This is a genomic window from Halorubrum sp. ARQ200, assembly GCF_005435115.1.
In the GTDB taxonomy this organism is placed as follows: Archaea; Halobacteriota; Halobacteria; order Halobacteriales; family Haloferacaceae; genus Halorubrum; species Halorubrum tropicale.
In genome coordinates this window covers 38,941-52,941 of the sequence record NZ_SGTZ01000014.1, presented here as the reverse complement: position 1 = coordinate 52,941, position 14,001 = coordinate 38,941, and the positions used below count along the sequence as shown (strand labels likewise).

Genomic DNA, 14,001 nt, shown 5'->3' with positions numbered 1-14,001 from the left:
AGCCCGCTCTACTCCGCGTCGGGCTGCTGCCCGTAGCTCTCGAACCGCTCCTCGACCGTCGCCATCTGCTCGTCGGTGAGGACGTGCGGCTCGCCGACGGCGGACGCGCGCAGGTAGAGCCGACAGATGTCCTCGACGTGGCGGGTGTTCTCGACCGCCGTCGCCACGTCGGGGCCGGTGACGACGAGCCCGTGGTTCGCTAAGATTGCGGCGTCGGAGTCGGCCTCGGCCATCGCGGCGACGACGTTCGCGGCCAGCTCCTCGGTGCCGTACGGCGCGTAATCCGCCAGCGGGACCTCTCGGCCCACCGCGGCGATCATGTAGTGGATCGGCGGGAGCCGCCGGTGGAGCGTCGCCATCGTCGTCGCCCACGGCGAGTGGGTGTGGACGATCGCGCCGGGCCGGTCGTGTTGGTAAATGCCCGTGTGCATCGGCACCTCGCTCGACGGCGCCATCCGGCCGGCGAGCCGCTCGCCGTCGAGCGAGACCACCGGCACGTCGACCGCGTCGAAGGAGTCGTACGGGACGCCGGTGGGCGTGACGGCGACGCGGTCGCCCTCGCGGACGCTCAGGTTCCCGGTCCGGCCGGGCGTCAGGTCCGCGAGCGCCGGCGCGTACTCGACGACCGCCTCGCGCGCCTCGCGCAGGAAGTCCGGGTTCGCGTCCGGGTCGGAGCCGGCGCCGGAGCCGTCGGGGCTCACGCCGCCACCTCCGTCAGGTCGGCGAAGGCGTCGAGCCGGTGGTCCGGGCGCTGTCGCGCCGGGAGGTCCGCATTGGGAGGCGCGTCGCCGTCGGCGACGAACAGCGCCGAGTCGATGCCGACGGCGTCCGCGCCGGAGACGTCCGTTTCGACGTTGTCGCCGACGGCCAGCGCCTCGCTCGGGCGGTGGTCGAGCGCCGCGAGCGCGGTCGTGAACGGGAGCGCGCTCGGCTTCTCGCGGCCCACCTCCTCGGAGGTGACGAGCAGGTCGATCCGGTCGTCGATCCCGAGGCGCACGAGCTTGCGAAGCTGGACTCGCGTGGTGAGGTTCGTCACGACCGCGACGTCGGCCCCCGCCGCGTCGAGGGCGTCGAAGACCGCCTCGACGCCGTCACAGAGCGACATCGCGCCGAGGAAGCCGTTCCAGTAGGCGTCGCCGGCCGCCAGCGCGCCCGCGGGGTCGGGCCCGCCGGCGTGCCGGGACAGCCCGCGCTTGAAGTAGACGTGTCGGGAGTGCGAGGCCGCGGTGCCGCCGGTCTCGCGCTTCGTCTCCCGCCGCCCGGTCGCGTACAGGTCGTCGAACGCCGCGCGGTCCAGCTCGTACCCGCGCTCGCGGAGGGCGTCGAGCGCGGCCCGCTTGCCCGCCTCGTTACAGGGGGCGTACGGGTACAGCGTGTTGTCGAGGTCGAAAAGCACTGCCTCGTAGCTCATGCCCGTACTGCGCCGGGCGGCGACTTAAGCGTGGTTCGACGCGCCGACAGGGCGGCGCGGCGGCGGAGCAGCGGCGCGGCAGCAGAGCAGCGGCGCGGCAGGGCGGCCGTCGCTCCCGGAGATCGGGCGCCTACTGCTCGTTCATCGCCTCGCTGGCGATGTTGCGGCCGCGGGAGTTGAGCGCGACCTCGCGGCGGATCCGGACCTCCTCGACGACCTCTAACTCGACGAGCCGCTCGAACGTCTCCTCCACGTCGTCGACGTCCATCCCGAGGAACGAGGGGATCTCGAACGGCGAGACGCCGGAGTACAGCGCCATCAGCACCTCGCGGTCGCGGCTGGAGAGGTCGACGTTCGTCGACGAGCGCTCCTCGCCCTTCCGGAGCCACGACTCGACGAACCGCATCCGGCTCGGCTCGCCGGCGACGTGCGTCTCGATGCTCGTCCCCTCGTCGTCGGTGTGCGACACCTCGATGACGGGCTTCTTCTCGCCGTTCACCGTGCGCTTCGCGGCGTCGAGGCCGCTGATGTCGTCGAGGTCGAACTTCACGAACGCGCCGCGCTCTAGGGCCGCGTTGAGCCCGTTCTCGTCGATCTTCACGCGGGCCTGCTCCCACTCGGTGTCCTGGACGACGCCCCCCTCGATGGCGGGGTGTTTCGCCATCACGGTCTTCTGGTCGAGCAGCGCGCGGTACACGTCGCGCTCGAACAGCTCGTGGTCCGAGGCGGCGACGAGCAGCACCTGCTCGCCGAGGTCGAAGCTCACGTAGTTGGAGACGCGCGCGACCGACTGGTTCGCGTCGTGGCGCCCGCCGAGCCGCTCCAGCTTCGACAGCGGGACGGTCCGCTTCCCGTCGTTGCCGGCCAGGATTAGCCGCCGGTTCGAGAGGAGGACGCGTCCGGGCGTCCACGACACGTCGCTCACCTTGCGGCCCTCGCGGACCGCGACGGCGAACTTCGCCTGCGTGTCCGTGATCTTGTACTCGCCGTCCTTCTGCGCCATTTAGGGACCCCCCGCGCGGAGCTTCGAGACCGCCGAGAACACGCGCTTCCTGACGGCCTGGCTGTCGTCGTCGGCGTACTCTTCGAGCCGGTTGAGCGTCTCTTGCCCGCCGATCTGTCCGAGGACGAACACCGCCTTCGCGCGGGCGTCATCCGGGTGTTCGGGCCCGAGCCTGTCGAGCAGTCGGTCCTCGGCGACCGGGCCGCCGAGGCTCTTCAGGCTCGTGGCCGCGAACTGCGCGGTCTGCGGGTCGTCGTCCGCCAGCGCGTCGGCGAGCGCCTCGACCGCCGCCGACGCGTCCGGGTCGGCCACGCGCCCGAGGATCCACGCCGCGTTCCGCCGCTGGCGGGACTGCCGGCCCTCGGTGAGGATCTCGACCAGCGGCTCGACGACGGTCGCGTCGTCGGCCGCCTTCAGCTCCGAGACCACCTGGTCGCGGACCGCGTGGCTCTGCTGGGTCGGCACGTTCGAGAGCAGTTCGATCACCGAGTAGACGGCGGCGTTGCGGACGACCCCGCTCTCGTCGCCGAGCGCCCGCGCGAGCGGCTCGACCGGCTCCGGGGTGCTCGCCTTCCCGAGCGCGCCGGCCGCGATCCGGCGGATCGACTCGTCGCCGTCGTCGAGCAGGTCGAGGAGGGGCGACAGCGCCTCGTCGGTCCCGATCGTGCCCAAGGCGTTCGCCGCGGCGCGCCGGACCCGCGGCTCAGCGTCGTCGAGGCGCTCTCGCAGCCCCGGGATCGCTCGGGGGTCGGCGAAGGTCCCGCAGGCCTGCGCCGCGCGGAGCCGGACGCGGGGGTCCTCGTCGTCGAGCGCGGTGACGAGCGGTTGGAGGCCGCTCGCGTCGTCGAGGCGCCCGAGCGCGTTCGCCGCCGCCATCCGGAGCTCCGGGCGGTCGGCCTCCAGCGCGCGGGCGAACTTCTGGGCGGTCACCCACTCGGCCTCCGAGTCGCTGCGGCCCCCCGTCAGCTCCTCGAGGAGCTGTTGGAGCGCGGCCTCGCCGATCTCGTCAAGCGCGTCGACCGCGGCCCCGCGGACCTCGGGGTCGTCGTCCGTCGTCGCCGCGCGGAGCAGCGCGTCGACGGTCGCCTGATCGCTCTCGTCGGCGATCTCCCCGAGGAACTCGGCGGCGCGCCTCCGGACGGCCGCGCTGTCGCTCGCGAGCGCGTCTCGGATGCTGTCTACGTTCCCGTCCCGAGCGTGCTGGTACAGCGACATCAGCGCCTCCCGAACACCCGCCGTCGCTTGTCGATCGGTTCGTAGCGGTCGCTCCGGTCCGGGGGGACGCTCTCGGTCATCCCTAAGACGAGGACGCCGTCGTCGGCGAGCGACGCTTCCAACGTGTCGAACAGGGCCGACTTGTGGTCGACGTCGATGTAGATGAGCAGGTTCCGGCACAACACCACGTCGAACGGGTCGCGGGCGCCGTCGCGGATCAGGTCGTGCGTCTCGAAGTCGACGAGTCGCTTGACCGCGGCACGGACCTGGAACGTGTCGCCGTCGCGCTCGACGTAGCGGTCCGGATCGGAGAGCGGTTCGAGCTCCTCGGCGATGTCGGTCGTCCGCGTCGTGTGGTAGACGCCGTCACGGGCGTTGTCGAGCGCCTCCTCGCTGATGTCGGAGCCGAGCACCTCCACGCGCGACTCGTCGATCTCGGGGTCGTCGCAGGCCAACATCGCGACCGAGTACGGCTCGCGGCCGTCCGCCGAGGGCGCGGACCAGACGCGCACGCGCCGCTGGTCCGCGGTCCGCTCGCGCAGCACGTCGCGGAGCACGTCCCACATCTCCGGGTTGCGGAAGAACTCCGTCACGTTGATCGTGAGCGCGTCCATCAGCGCCTGCCGCTCCTCGGCGTCCTCGCGGAGGATGCGCTCGTACTCGGCGTGCGACTCGGTGTCGCGGCGGCGCATCCGCGCCGTGATCCGACGGTCGAGGTACGACTCGTTGTAGTACCCCGGCTCGAACGGGACCGTGTCGTCGATCTGGCGGAGCACGCCTTCGAACGCCGTCTCGCCGTCGTCCGTCGACCGGCTCATAGGCTCACCACGTCGAGCACGGCCACGACGTCGCCGTCGCCGAGGACCGCCGTGCCGCTGAGGCCCGGCGTCCCCGAGAGCGGGCCGTCGAGGGGTTTGACGACCACTTCCTCCTGGTCTAACACCGCGTCGCAGTGGAGCGCGACCTGGCGCGTCTCCTCGCGGATGCGGACGAGCATGCCGTCGTCGGTCGGGTCCCCGCCGGGCTCGTCGGCGGAGTCGGCCGCCGTGGGATCGGCCGGGACGAACCCGTCGTCGCCCGGCTCGTCGACCGCGACGCCGCCGTCCGCGGCGGGCGACTCGGTCGGGGTCGACTCGGCCGCCGTCGCGTCTATCTCGCCGAGCCGCTCGTTCAGCCGGACGACCGGGTAGAGGTCGTCCTCGTGTCTGACGACCTCGTCGCCGTGGACCTCCTCGACATCGTCGGCGCGGGCGACCTCCGCGATCGACTTGATCGGGATGCCGTACTCCGTGCCGCCGACGTCGACGAACATCACCTTCACGATGGCGACGGTGACGGGCAGCCGGAAGCGGACCGTGCTCCCCTCGCCCGGCTCGCTCTCGATCGAGACGGAGCCGTCGAGGTCGCGGGCGGTCGTCCGGACCACGTCCATCCCGACGCCGCGGCCGGAGACGTCGGTGACCTCGTCCGCGGTGGAGAAGCCGGGGTGGAAGACGAGGTCGTACACCTCGCCGTCCTCCATCGCCTCGACCGCCTCGCGGCTCTTGACGCCCTCGTCGACCGCCTTGTCGCGGAGCTGGTCGGGGTCGAGTCCGCTCCCGTCGTCCGAGACCTCGATGATCACGTGGTCGCGCTCGCGCTCGGCCGTGAGCTCCACGCGACCGGTCGGGTCCTTGCCGGCGGCCTCGCGCTCCTCGGGCGGCTCGATCCCGTGGTCGACCGCGTTCCGCAGGACGTGGACGAGCGGGTCGCGCATCTCCGTGAGGATCGTGCGGTCCAACTCCACGTCGTCGCCCTCGATCTCGAAGTCGATCCGCTTGTCGAGGTCCCGCGAGATGTCGCGCACGAGCCGCGGGAACGAGTCGGACACCTGCGAGAACGGGATGAGCCGCATGTCCATCGCCGTGTCCTGGAGGCTGGAGGCGAGCTTGTCGAGCTCGTCTAAGGCGTCGGACTCCGCGTCCGTCCCCTCTATCTCCCGGCGGAGCTTGATCCGGCTCGTCACCAGCTGCTCGACGAGGCCGTACAGCTCGTCGACCTGGTCGACGTCGACGCGGATCGACTTGATCTCGTCGCCGGACTTGGAGTCGGACCCCCCGGCGGAGCCGGAGTCGCCGCCGTCGTCGGACCGGTCGTCCGCCTCGTCGGCCTCCTCGTCCGAACTCGCTTCATCGGCTGCTTCGGCGGGCGTCGGGTCGGCGGCCGCGTCGTCGTCGTCGGCCGGGTCGCCCCCCGCTGCGTCGTCCGCTGCTGTGTCGTCCTCCGCCGCATCGCCCGCATCGGCGTCGACCGACTCGGGTTCCTCGTCGTCCGCGTCGCCCGAGTCGCCGACCGCGACGGCGGCGACCGACTCGACCTGCGTGAGCGCCCGGAGCCCCTCTGCGACGACGTCGGGGTCGGCGCCGCCGACGAAGGCGTCGAACGACTCGTCGTACTCGCCGTCCTCCAGCGCCTCCGGCGACGGGTCGGTCGCGTGGCCGTCGAACTGCTCGTCGAGGGCCTGGAGGACGAGCGCCGCGTCGACGCCCGGCATCTGGGCGTCGCCGATCGTCACGTCCGCGTACGCGACCGGGTCCGGCAGGTCGGCCGCGCCCGCCGGCGGCTCCGGCACCGAGAGGTCCGGGGCGTCGTCGGCGTCGCCGCCGGAGTCGCCGTCGTCGGGCTCCTCGGCGTCGGCGTCCTCGGCATCAGCGTCTTGATCGTCGGCTTCTGCCGCGTCCTCGCTTCCGCCGTCGGCGCCGTCCCCGCCGCCGACGGTGCCGTGTTCCTCCATCTCGCGCAGCCGCGATTCGAGGTCGGAGGGGTCCGTCGACACCTCGCCGGCGTCGGCGATCTCCTCGACCATCGCCTCGACGGCGTCGACCCCTTCGAAGAGGAGGTCCATCAGCTCCGGCGTCACCTCGCGCTCGCCCTGTCGGACCGCGTCCAGCAGGTCCTCCAGCGCGTGCCCGAAGTCGGAGACGTCCTCGTACCCCATCGCCGCCGCGTTCCCCTTCAGCGTGTGGGCGACGCGGAACACGTCGTCCATCGCCTCGGCGTCCTCGGGGTCGGCCTCCAGAGCGAGTAAGGCGTTGTTGAGGTCGGTGATGCCGTCCTCGGCCTCGGCGACGAACGCCGCGCGGTGGGAGTCCATCAGGCCTCACCCCCGACTATCGCGCCGGCCACGTCGTCGAGGTCGTACACCGCGTCGACCCCGCCGGTCTCGACCGCGCGCTTCGGCATCCCGTAGATGACGCAGGTGTCCTCGCTCTGCGCCAGCGTGCGCGCCCCGGCGTCGGCCATCGCGCGGACGCCCTCGGCGGCGTCCGACCCCATCCCGGTCAACACGACGCCGACGAGCGGGTCGTCGACCACCTCTGCGGCTGACCGCATCGTCACGTCGGCCGCGGGGGTGACGGTGTGGGTGTCGTCGTCCGCGTCGAGTTTGACGCGGAGCCGGCCCGCCCGGTAGCTGTCGATCACCGTGTGGCTCCCGCCGCGGGCGACGAGCGCCTCGCCGGCGCCGATCCGCGCGCCGTCGCTCGCCTCCCGCACGTCGTACGCGGAGGCGGCGTCGAGCCGCTTCGCGAACCGCGAGGTGAACGCCTCCGGCATGTGCTGGACGATCACCACGCGGCAGTCCGCCATCGGCAGCGCCGACAGCACGCGCTCGACCGCGTTCGGGCCGCCGGTCGAGGCCGCGATCACCACTGTCAGCGGTCCGTCGACGGCCGCTCCGTCCGCGTCGGAGCCCGCGTCCGGCGACCGCGACGCCGCCCCGCTGGGGTCGTCGCGCTCCCGGGTCGCGGCGTCGAGGTCGGCGCCCGCGACCGAGCGTACCGCCTCCACGAGCCGGTCGGACTCCCGCGAGACGCCGGTCGACACCTCGCCGCCGGGCTTCGCGAAGAAGTCGACCGCCCCGCGGTCCAGCGCCTCGAATGTGACCTCCGCGCCCTCGTCGGTGTGCGCCGACAGCATCAACACCGGCGTCGGCGTCTCCTCCATCAGCCGCTCGACCGCTTCGAGTCCCCCCATCCCGGGCATCTCCACGTCCATCGTGACGACGTCCGGACGGGTCTCGGCGACCACCGAGAGCGCCTCTTCACCGTCCCCCGCCTCGCCGACGACCGCGACCCCGGCGTCGCTCAGGAGGTCGCTTATCAGCCCCCGCATGAACGGGGAGTCGTCGACGACCACCACCCGCGGCGACCCGTCCCGACCGCCGCGCCGATCCGTCGTCCTGCTCATGTCACAGGGCGGGCGCAGAATCAGCATAAATCCACGGACCCAGTAATCACCCCTGATAATTCAGGGAACACGGTTATTTGTCGGTTTACCGCAGGTGTGGGCATGGCAGCCACAGAGGCGGAGGCCGAACCGACCAAGGTGTTGGAGTTCGGGCTAGGCGACGGGACGTACTGTCTGGACATCGGCGTCATCGACGAGATCGTCGACGCGGGCGAGCTCACGCGGATCCCCAACTCGCCGGACCACGTCGAGGGCGTGATGGACCTCCGCGGCCGGACGACGACGATCGTCGACCCGAAGACCCTGTTCGACATCGAGGGGGACGGGAAGCGCGAGCGGATCGTCGTCTTCGACGACGCCGAGATCGACGAGGGCGGCACCGTCGGCTGGATGGTCGACGAGGTGTTCCAGGTCCGCGACGTCTCGCCCGAGGACGTCGACCGGGGCACCACCGTCGAGGACGAGGGCGTCCGCGGCATCGTCAAGTCCGACGACCGGTTCGTCGTGTGGGTCTCGCCGGACGTCGACGACGCGCTCGCCGCCGACCTCGACGACGTCGACGCCGCGGAGGCGTAGACGGCGGATCCGGCCGTCGGCCGCGCCGGGCCGCCGCGGCCGATCGGTTCTCACCCGTGAGAACCGGGTGCCAACGCTTATCAGCGGCCCAACGTGTCACGTACGTATGCGCGTCTCAAGCGGCGTCCCGGGGTTCGACGGCCTCGTCGACGGCGGGTTTCCCGACGGTCGGCTGTACGTGGTGAGCGGGCCGCCCGGGAGCGGCAAAACGACCTTCTGTTCGCAGTTCGCGGCCCAGGGCGCCCGGAACGGCGAAGACGTCCTCTACATCAGCATGCACGAGACCAAGGAGGGGATTCGCGAGGACATGAGCGGCTACGAGTTCGGGTTCGACCGCGCGCTCGACTCCGACCGCGTCACCTTCCTCGACTCCTTCTCGTCGGACGGTCGCCGTTTCTTCGGGCTCCCCGGCGACCGCCGCGACCGGTCCGGCGTCACCAACCGGCTCACCGGCTTCATCAACTCCCGCGACATCGACCGGGTCGTCTTCGACTCGACCATGCTGTTGCGGTTCCTCCTCGACGACGACGAGGACACGATGATCCAGCTGCTCTCCTCGCTGAAGCGGACCGACGCCACGACGCTCCTGATATCGGAGATGACCGACCCGAGCGCCTACTCGGAGGAGCACTACCTCGCGCACGGCGTCGTCTTCATGCACAACTACCTCGAGGACGAGGGGATGCGGCGCGGGATCCAGGTACTGAAGATGCGAGGGACGGACGTCGACACCGACATCCAGGACGTGGAGTTCACCGACGTGGGGCTCCGCGTGGGCTCGGCAGCGACGGTGACGCACTGATGTACGCCCGCACGTTCGGCACTGAGTGGGACGACCTCTCCCGGGAGGAGGCCGTCGAGCGCGCCTTCGCGCTGGGCGTGGCGTCGTGCGTCGGCGACCCCCGGCCGGCGGAGCTGGACCGCGTGCTCCGGGATTTCGACGGCGAGTACGACCGAAGCATCATCCAACTGGCGTACGACCAGGGCCGGACGAAGGCGCTCGAAGCGACGGCGGAGCGGGACGACCCCGAGGCCGACGAGGTCTGGGCGGAGCTGGTCGACGGGCTCGGCGAGCCGCGGGAGTCGCCGGTGCCCGCCGCGCTCCCCGGTGCGATACGCGAGTTGACACTTACCGACGAACCGCCGGAGGGCCCGCCGTCGTCGCTCGACCTCCCCTCGATGCTGCGGAAGTGATCCCTCGGAAGGGTTTTACCCCGCACTCTCTCACACTCGACACATGACCGTGCTTCCCGACGCTGTCCGCGGTGCCGACAGCGTCCTCATCAGCGGTCCCCCGATGAGCGGGAAGTACGACCTGTTCAACCGACTGCTCGCGGCGTGGTCCGACGGCCCGGTCGTCATCTCGACGGGGCGGACCGCGGAGAAGGTCCGCGACGACTACGAGGGGCTGACGGGACGCGACGGCGACGACGTGGTCGTCATCGACTGCGTCACCCACGAGCAGGGCGACAAGCGCGAGGACACCCCGACGACGAAGTACGTCGCCAGCGCGGGCAACCTCACCGACATCGGGATCAAGTTCACCGACGTCGTCGAGTCCTCGGCGGGCCGCGACCGCGCCGTCGGCGTCTACTCGCTCTCGCAGCTACTCATGTACTGGGAGCCCGAGCGGATCTACCGGTTCACCCGGGTGATGACCTCGCAGACCTCCGGCGAGGGGTGGCCGTTCGTCGGCGTCGTCGGCTCGACCGCCCACGACGAGCAGGTCGTCCACACCCTCCACGAGCCGTTCGAGGTCGTCGTCGAGACCCGCGTGGACGACGACGACCGGGAGTTCCGCGTCCGCGGCCGGGTCGGCAAGCCCTCCGACTGGCGGCCGTTCTGAGCCGCCTCCGAGCCGCCCCCTCGGCGACGCTCCGGTCGGGCGTCGGCCCCGCCTCACCCGACCAGTTCGAACGCCGCGCCGATCGGCGGCGCGTCGACGAGCCCCCAGTAGACGAACCGGTAGCTCCCGGGGCCGAGCGGCGGACAGACCGCCAGGTCGACGCCGTCGACGGCCTCGGCGATGCCCGACTCGGTCAGCGTGACGTCCCAAGCGTACGCCGAACTCGTGTCGAGCGTCGACTCGCTCCGGGGGAGTTCGACCGCCCGACCGGTCGTCGACCCGCGGACGTCGAGCCACCCCTCGCCCGTCTCGCGCTGGATCGAGTAGGCGGCCTCGCCGCGCGTTGGCGTCGGGGCGTCGCCGGTGTTCCGGAGGACGAGCCGGAACGACTGGCCGTACGTCTCGGCCGTCCCCTCGGAGGAGAGCTCCACGGTGGTCTCGCCCGTCTCGACGAGGGTTTCGGTGACCGGCGCCTCGAACGGCCGATCGAGGCGGACGAACCCGTCGTCGTCGCAGGTCAGCGTCGCCGGCGTGCCCTCGGGGCCCTGCGGCCCGTCGCCCGCGGCGAAGTCGAGGCAGCCCGCGGTCGCGAGGGACAGGGCGAGCGCGCCCCCGGCGAGCGCGTCGCGTCGCGTGTGGTCCATACGGGGCGAACGGGCGCCACCGCCATGAACCGCACGCGTCGTCGCGGCGGGCTCCGTCCCGTCGCTCCCGGCGGGCGGCCGCGGCGGTTCGGAACCGCTTTCCCCTCGGCCGGCGGATGGCCTCGCATGGAGCTGTTCGGATCGAGCGGCATCCGCGGGGTCGCGCTGCGGTACCTCACGCCCGCGCTCGTCCTCGACATCGCGAAGGCGGCCGGGACGGTGTGGGACGCCGACCGCGTCGCCGTCGCCCGGGACACGCGGACCACCGGCGAGCTGTTCGCGAACGCGGCCGCGAGCGGGCTCGCCGCGGTCGGCTGCGACGTCGACCGCCTCGGGGTCGTCCCCACGCCGGCGGTCGGCAACTACTGCGAGTCGGCGAGCGTCCCCGCCGTCCTCGTCACCGCCTCGCACAACCCGCCGGAGTTCAACGGGATCAAGCTCGTCGGCGACGACGGCGTCGAGCTCTCCGTCGACGTGTTAGAGCGGATCGAGCGGCGCGTCCTCGACGACGAGTACGACCACGCCGACTGGCGGTCGGCGGGCGCGACGACGCCGGTCGAGGGGGTCGTCGACGACTACGCGGCCCAGCTGACCGCTGCGGTCGACGCCGAGGCGGTCGCCGACGCCGACCTGACGGTCGCGGTCGACCCGGGCCACGGCGCCGCGTCGGTCGCGTCTCCGCGGATCTACCGCGAGCTGGGTTGCGAGGTGCTGACCGCGAACGCGACCCCGGACGGGCGCTTCCCCGGCCGCGACTCCGAGCCGGTGCCCGAGAACCTCGCGGACCTCTCGCGCCTGGTGGCGACCACCGACGCCGACGTGGGGATCGCCCACGACGGGGACGCGGACCGGGCCGTGTTCGTCGACGAGGACGGCGAGTTCGTCGACGGCGACACCTCCTTCGCGGCGCTGGCCGACGCCTGCCTCGAACCCGGCGACGCGGTCGTCAGCGCGGTCAACGTCTCCCAGCGGCTCGTCGACGTCTGCGCCGCCAACGACGCCGACCTCGAGTTGACCCCCATCGGCGCTACGAACATCATCACCCGCACCCGCGAGCTCCACGAGGAGGGGACGAACGTCCCCATCGCGGGCGAGGGCAACGGCGGGGTCTTCTTCCCGCCGTACCGGCTCTCGCGGGACGGGGCGTACATCGGCGCGCGGTTCCTCGAACTGCTCGCGGCCGCGGACGGCGCCCCCGTCAGCGAGGTCGTCGCGCCGTACGCCGACTACCACTTCGTGCGGGAGAACGTCGAGTACGCGAACGACGACGAGCGCGACGAGATGCTCTCGGCCGCGCGGGCGTACGTCGAGACCGCCGAGGCGGAGCCGAACACGACCGACGGCTACCGGCTCGACTACGGCGACGCGTGGGTGCTCGTCCGCCCCTCCGGCACCGAGCCGAAGATCCGGATCTACGCCGAGTCCGCCGACGCCGACCGCGCCGAGCGACTGGCGGCCGACATGCGCGTCGCCGTCGAGAGCGGGCGATAACGCCGGACCTGTCTGCGAGTACGATCGCGGTGGCGAGTGCCTGCGAGCGGTCGCTCCCGGCGGCAGCGAGACAGCACGCGCGGGGTCGTCAGGCTGCGCCCGACTGTCAGAGGGGCCGCTGGTCCCTCGCTGGAGTCGGCCGACCGTGGGGAGGCCGACGAGACCGGGGAGGTGTGAGGTGCTGTGCGGTCGGGCGGGGCTGGTGGTATTCCCGGGGACTCGTCGGGAGCAGTCTATGAGCGGTTTCAGTCCAGCGCCGCGAGCGCCTCGGCCGCCTCGCGGGCCGCTTCGAGGTGGTCCCGGGCGCGTCGCGGGTCGTCCGTCTCCTCGGCCGCGCGGGCGAAGCGCGTCAGCGTCCGCGTCAGCGACGCGCGGGCCGCGCCGACGCTCTCGGCGTCCGCCGCCGACGGCGACGGAGGCGACCGGCGGGTCTCGGCCTGCGGGTCGTCGGCGGACCGGGCCTCGGTCCCTCGGGACGCCGACCGCTGGGGCGGCGCCGAGGGTTGTGACTGCGCGGGGCTCGACGCGGACGCTCCCGACCGACCGGCGTCGCTCGCGGCCCCGTCGACCGCGTCCCCGTCGACCGCGCCGTTCTCGGTCGCTGCGTCGGCGCCGCCCTCCGGGACCTCGTCGGCCGGGGTCGCGGGCTCTGCGGGCGGAGCGTCGCCCGCGTCGGCCGGCGCCCCGCCGGCGTCCGCGGCCGACGCGCCGCCGACCTCGTTCCCGCAGGTGGGGCAGAACTCGCGGCCGTCGTGGCGGAAGATTGGGTCGCCGCACTCCCCGCAGTGGCGGTTCGTCATCGTCGCGCCCTTCAGGAGGAGTTCGGACATCCGCTGGGTGTGCTCGCGCTTCTGCTCGTCCTCGGCGAACTTCTCGCGGAGCTTCTCGCGTTCCGCCTCCTTGTCGAAGCCGTCGCTCATGGGCGGACGAACGTTGTTCGCGGGCAAAAGTCCGGTGGGCTCGGGACGGGCGCCGCGAGGCGGCCGAGAGCCGGCGGCCGCGGCCGGCTACTCCTCCGTAATCGTGCGGTCGTCGGGGTCGAGCTCGCCCCGGTGGATCTTCGCGCCGTCCTGCGCGACCTGCCGCCCGAGCACCGCGCACTTCACGCGCATCGGAGAGATGTCGACGCCGAGCATCTCGGTGACGTCGTCGGTGTCGAGCGCGTCGAGGTCGTCGACGGGCATCCCGTGGAGCCGCTCCGAGAGCATGCTCGCCGAGGCCATCGAGATGGCGCAGCCGTCGCCGGTGAACCGCACCGCCTCGACCGTCTCCTCGGCGTCGTCGAGCCGCACCTCCATCCGGATCGTGTCGCCGCAGGAGGGGTTCTCGCCGACGTGCGTGAAGTCCGGATCCTCGAGTTCCCCGTAGTTGCGCGGGTTCTTGTAGTGGTCGAGGATCTGCTGTCGGTACATGTCCGAGCCCAGTCCCATATCGGTCACAGATACGCCGGTCCGGCTCAAAAGGGTTCCGTCGAGCGGGGTTCGAGGGAATTGTGTCGAGCGTCTATTTATAAACGCAGGGCGGTGCGACGGCGCGTGCCTCCGAGCGCCCGTCGGGCGCGAGGAGCACGCGCGAGGGAGTCGCTGGC

15 protein-coding genes are annotated in these 14,001 nt (G+C 72.1%); 5 read left to right on the top strand and 10 right to left on the bottom strand.

Features of this window, described 5'->3' with window-relative positions:
- Positions 1–8: 8 nt before the first annotated feature.
- The 7 genes from EXE50_RS14390 to cheB form a co-directional block, all read right to left on the bottom strand.
- Positions 9–701, bottom strand: coding sequence for a class II aldolase/adducin family protein (locus EXE50_RS14390; RefSeq protein WP_137705398.1), 693 nt, complete (start codon positions 699–701; stop codon positions 9–11).
- Positions 698–1,411 (bottom strand): HAD family hydrolase, encoded by a 714-nt coding sequence (locus EXE50_RS14385; RefSeq protein ID WP_137705397.1) that lies wholly within the window; start codon positions 1,409–1,411, stop codon positions 698–700. The genes EXE50_RS14390 and EXE50_RS14385 overlap by 4 nt, the downstream gene beginning before the upstream one ends.
- 130 nt (positions 1,412–1,541) lie before the next feature.
- Positions 1,542–2,414, bottom strand: a complete 873-nt coding sequence (locus EXE50_RS14380) for a CheF family chemotaxis protein (RefSeq protein ID WP_053770651.1) — start codon at positions 2,412–2,414, stop codon at positions 1,542–1,544.
- The gene (locus tag EXE50_RS14375; RefSeq protein ID WP_053770650.1) at positions 2,415–3,629 is read right to left on the bottom strand and encodes a HEAT repeat domain-containing protein; all 1,215 of its coding nucleotides are present in this window, start codon (positions 3,627–3,629) and stop codon (positions 2,415–2,417) included. It abuts the gene before it with no gap.
- A complete protein-coding gene (locus tag EXE50_RS14370) occupies positions 3,629–4,447 on the bottom strand; it encodes a protein-glutamate O-methyltransferase CheR (protein ID WP_053770649.1) in 819 nt (272 codons plus the stop codon). The genes EXE50_RS14375 and EXE50_RS14370 overlap by 1 nt, the downstream gene beginning before the upstream one ends.
- On the bottom strand, positions 4,444–6,762 hold the full coding sequence (locus tag EXE50_RS14365) for a chemotaxis protein CheA (protein WP_137705396.1): 2,319 nt from the start codon (positions 6,760–6,762) through the stop codon (positions 4,444–4,446). Before EXE50_RS14365 ends, EXE50_RS14370 begins: the two co-directional genes overlap by 4 nt.
- Positions 6,762–7,856 (bottom strand): chemotaxis-specific protein-glutamate methyltransferase CheB, encoded by a 1,095-nt coding sequence (gene cheB, locus EXE50_RS14360; RefSeq protein WP_121600124.1) that lies wholly within the window; start codon positions 7,854–7,856, stop codon positions 6,762–6,764. Before cheB ends, EXE50_RS14365 begins: the two co-directional genes overlap by 1 nt.
- Positions 7,857–7,958: 102 nt before the next feature.
- Here cheB and EXE50_RS14355 point away from each other — a divergent pair, with 102 nt between their 5' ends.
- The 4 genes from EXE50_RS14355 (at position 7,959) to EXE50_RS14340 (ending at position 10,278) form a co-directional block, all read left to right on the top strand.
- Complete coding sequence (locus tag EXE50_RS14355) at positions 7,959–8,432, top strand: chemotaxis protein CheW (RefSeq protein WP_053770646.1); 474 nt, start codon at positions 7,959–7,961, stop codon at positions 8,430–8,432.
- Positions 8,433–8,538: 106 nt separating this feature from the next.
- The gene (locus EXE50_RS14350; protein ID WP_053770645.1) at positions 8,539–9,234 is read left to right on the top strand and encodes an ATPase domain-containing protein; all 696 of its coding nucleotides are present in this window, start codon (positions 8,539–8,541) and stop codon (positions 9,232–9,234) included.
- Positions 9,234–9,626: a hypothetical protein gene (locus EXE50_RS14345; protein ID WP_053770644.1), complete on the top strand. Its 393-nt coding sequence runs from the start codon at positions 9,234–9,236 to the stop codon at positions 9,624–9,626. The genes EXE50_RS14350 and EXE50_RS14345 overlap by 1 nt, the downstream gene beginning before the upstream one ends.
- Positions 9,627–9,669: 43 nt before the next feature.
- Entirely contained in the window at positions 9,670–10,278 is a 609-nt protein-coding gene (locus EXE50_RS14340; protein ID WP_053770643.1) for a hypothetical protein, read from the top strand.
- A gap of 53 nt (positions 10,279–10,331) precedes the next feature.
- Here EXE50_RS14340 and EXE50_RS14335 read toward each other — a convergent pair whose 3' ends face one another.
- Positions 10,332–10,922, bottom strand: coding sequence for a hypothetical protein (locus tag EXE50_RS14335; protein ID WP_121600122.1), 591 nt, complete (start codon positions 10,920–10,922; stop codon positions 10,332–10,334).
- 126 nt (positions 10,923–11,048) lie between these two features.
- On the opposite strand from EXE50_RS14335, the gene glmM reads away from it, so the two are divergent.
- Entirely contained in the window at positions 11,049–12,413 is a 1,365-nt protein-coding gene (gene glmM, locus EXE50_RS14330) for a phosphoglucosamine mutase (RefSeq protein ID WP_137705395.1), read from the top strand.
- 245 nt (positions 12,414–12,658) lie between these two features.
- Here the strand turns inward: glmM and EXE50_RS14325 are convergent, their stop codons facing one another.
- Positions 12,659–13,333 (bottom strand): Sjogren's syndrome/scleroderma autoantigen 1 family protein, encoded by a 675-nt coding sequence (locus EXE50_RS14325; RefSeq protein ID WP_137705394.1) that lies wholly within the window; start codon positions 13,331–13,333, stop codon positions 12,659–12,661.
- A gap of 87 nt (positions 13,334–13,420) precedes the next feature.
- On the bottom strand, positions 13,421–13,843 hold the full coding sequence (locus EXE50_RS14320) for an iron-sulfur cluster assembly scaffold protein (RefSeq protein ID WP_053770639.1): 423 nt from the start codon (positions 13,841–13,843) through the stop codon (positions 13,421–13,423).
- Between the last annotated feature and the right edge of the window lie 158 nt (positions 13,844–14,001).